Below are 2,548 nucleotides of genomic sequence, written 5' to 3'. Positions count from 1 at the left end.
TCTGGAACCGCAGCGACTCGGGCTATCCGGCAACGCCGCTGGTACACCAGCGAGTGGCCGAGCGGGCGCGTATGGCGCCGGATGCGGTGGCGGTGATCTTCGACGAGGAAAAACTCACCTACGCCGAGCTGGATAGCCGGGCCAACCGCCTGGCCCATGCGTTGATCGCCCTAGGCGTCGGCCCCGAGGTGCGGGTGGCGATCGCCATGCAGCGCAGCGCGGAGATCATGGTGGCGTTCCTGGCGGTACTGAAGGCCGGCGGCGCCTACGTGCCGCTGGATATCGAATACCCGCGCGAGCGCCTGCTGTACATGATGCAGGACAGTCGCGCGCACCTGCTGCTGACCCATAGCCACCTGCTGGAGCTTCTGCCGATCCCCGAGGGGTTGTCCTGCCTGTCCGTGGATCGCGAGGAGGAGTGGGCCGGCTTCCCCGCCCATGATCCAGAGGTGGCGCTGCACGGCGACAACCTGGCCTATGTGATCTACACCTCCGGCTCCACCGGCATGCCCAAGGGCGTGGCGGTGCCCCACGGTCCGCTGATCGCCCATATCGTGGCTACCGGCGAGCGCTACGAGATGACCCCGGAGGACTGCGAGCTGCACTTCATGTCGTTCGCCTTCGACGGTTCCCACGAAGGCTGGATGCACCCGTTGATCAACGGCGCGCGGGTGCTGATCCGCGACGACAGCCTGTGGCTGCCGGAACGGACCTACGCCGAGATGCATCGCCACGGGGTAACGGTGGGGGTGTTCCCGCCGGTGTACCTGCAGCAACTGGCCGAGCATGCCGCGCGCGACGGCAATCCGCCGCCGGTACGGGTCTACTGCTTCGGCGGCGACGCGGTGGCGCAGGCCAGCTATGACCTGGCGTGGCGGGCGCTGAAGCCGAAGTACCTGTTCAACGGCTACGGCCCGACCGAGACGGTGGTGACGCCGCTGCTGTGGAAAGCGCGAGCGGGCGATGCCTGTGGCGCGGCCTACATGCCGATCGGTACGCTGCTGGGCAACCGTAGCGGCTACATCCTCGACGGGCAGTTGAACCTGCTGCCGGTAGGCGTGGCGGGCGAACTGTACCTGGGCGGGGAAGGGGTGGCGCGCGGCTACCTGGAGCGTCCGGCGCTGACCGCCGAGCGTTTCGTGCCGGATCCCTTTGGTGCGCCGGGCAGCCGGCTGTACCGCAGCGGCGACCTGACCCGTGGGCGTGCGGATGGGGTGGTGGATTACCTCGGACGGGTGGATCACCAGGTGAAGATCCGAGGCTTCCGCATCGAACTGGGAGAGATCGAGGCGCGCCTGCGCGAGCATCCGGCGGTGCGCGAGGCGGTGGTGGTGGCCCAGCCGGGCGCGGTGGGCCAGCAGTTGGTGGGCTACGTGGTGGCGCAGGAGCCGGCGGTCGCGGATTCGCCGGAAGCGCAGGCGGAGTGCCGGGCGCAGTTGAAGACGGCGCTGCGCGAGCGCCTGCCGGAATACATGGTGCCATCGCACCTGTTGTTCCTGGCGCGGATGCCGCTGACGCCGAACGGCAAGCTGGACCGCAAGGGCCTGCCACAGCCGGATGCGAGCCTGTTGCAGCAGGTCTACGTGGCGCCGCGAAGCGATCTGGAGCAACAGGTCGCGGGGATCTGGGCGGAGGTCCTGCAATTGCAACAGGTCGGGCTCGACGACAACTTCTTCGAGCTTGGCGGCCACTCGTTGCTGGCGATCCAGGTGACTGCCCGGATGCAGAGCGAGGTCGGCGTGGAGCTGCCGCTGGCGGCGCTGTTCCAGACCGAGTCGCTGCAAGCCTATGCCGAGCTTGCCGCGGCGCAGACTTCCAGCAATGACACCGATTTCGATGACCTTCGTGAATTCATGAGCGAACTAGAGGCGATCTGACCCATGCTTTCCAATCCAAACCTGGACCTCGTGTCCCGCTTCGTTCGCCTGCCTCTGGCGCAGCAGAAATTGTTCTATCAGCGTGTCCAGGCCAAGGGCATGAGCTTCGCCCGCCTGCCGATCCCGCAGACTCGCCAGGAGATGGACAACCTGCCGCTGTCCTATGCCCAAGAGCGGCAGTGGTTCCTCTGGCAGCTGGAGCCGGAGAGTTCCGCCTACCACATTCCTACCGCCCTGCGCCTGCGCGGTAGGTTGGACATTGCGTCCTTGCAGCGCAGCTTCGCGGCGCTCGTCGAGCGGCACGAAAGCCTGCGCACGCGGATCGCGCGGATGGGTGATGAATGGGTGCAGGTCGTCTCCGCCGACGTCTCGCTGGCGCTCGAAGTCGAAGTGCAACGGGGACTCGACGAACAGCGATTGCTGGAGCGGGTCGAGGCGGAGATCGCACGACCCTTCGATCTCGAACAGGGACCGTTACTGCGGGTGACTTTGCTGGAGGTGGACGCCGACGAGCATGTGCTGGTCATGGTCCAGCACCATATCGTCTCCGACGGTTGGTCGATGCAATTGATGGTCGAGGAACTGGTCCAGCTCTATGCCGGCTACAGCCAAGGGCTCGACGTGGTGTTGCCGGCCCTGCCGATCCAGTACGCGGACTACGCCCTGTGGCA

2 protein-coding genes are annotated in these 2,548 nt (G+C 66.6%); both read left to right on the top strand.

Going from position 1 to position 2,548, the window contains the following annotated elements; all coding sequences use genetic code 11:
• Positions 1-1,877: amino acid adenylation domain-containing protein (locus tag HMPREF2581_RS19095; RefSeq protein WP_139181917.1), on the top strand; the 1,877-nt coding region annotated here is incomplete at its 5' end.
• Positions 1,878-1,976: 99 nt separating this feature from the next.
• The coding region (locus HMPREF2581_RS19090; protein WP_371914915.1) for a condensation domain-containing protein at positions 1,977-2,548 on the top strand (572 nt) is incomplete at its 3' end.

The organism is Pseudomonas sp. HMSC057H01 (assembly GCF_001836405.1).
GTDB lineage: Bacteria > Pseudomonadota > Gammaproteobacteria > Pseudomonadales > Pseudomonadaceae > Pseudomonas > Pseudomonas aeruginosa.
The sequence above is the reverse complement of the archived record's forward strand: the minus strand, read 5'-3'. Positions and strand labels throughout refer to the sequence as shown.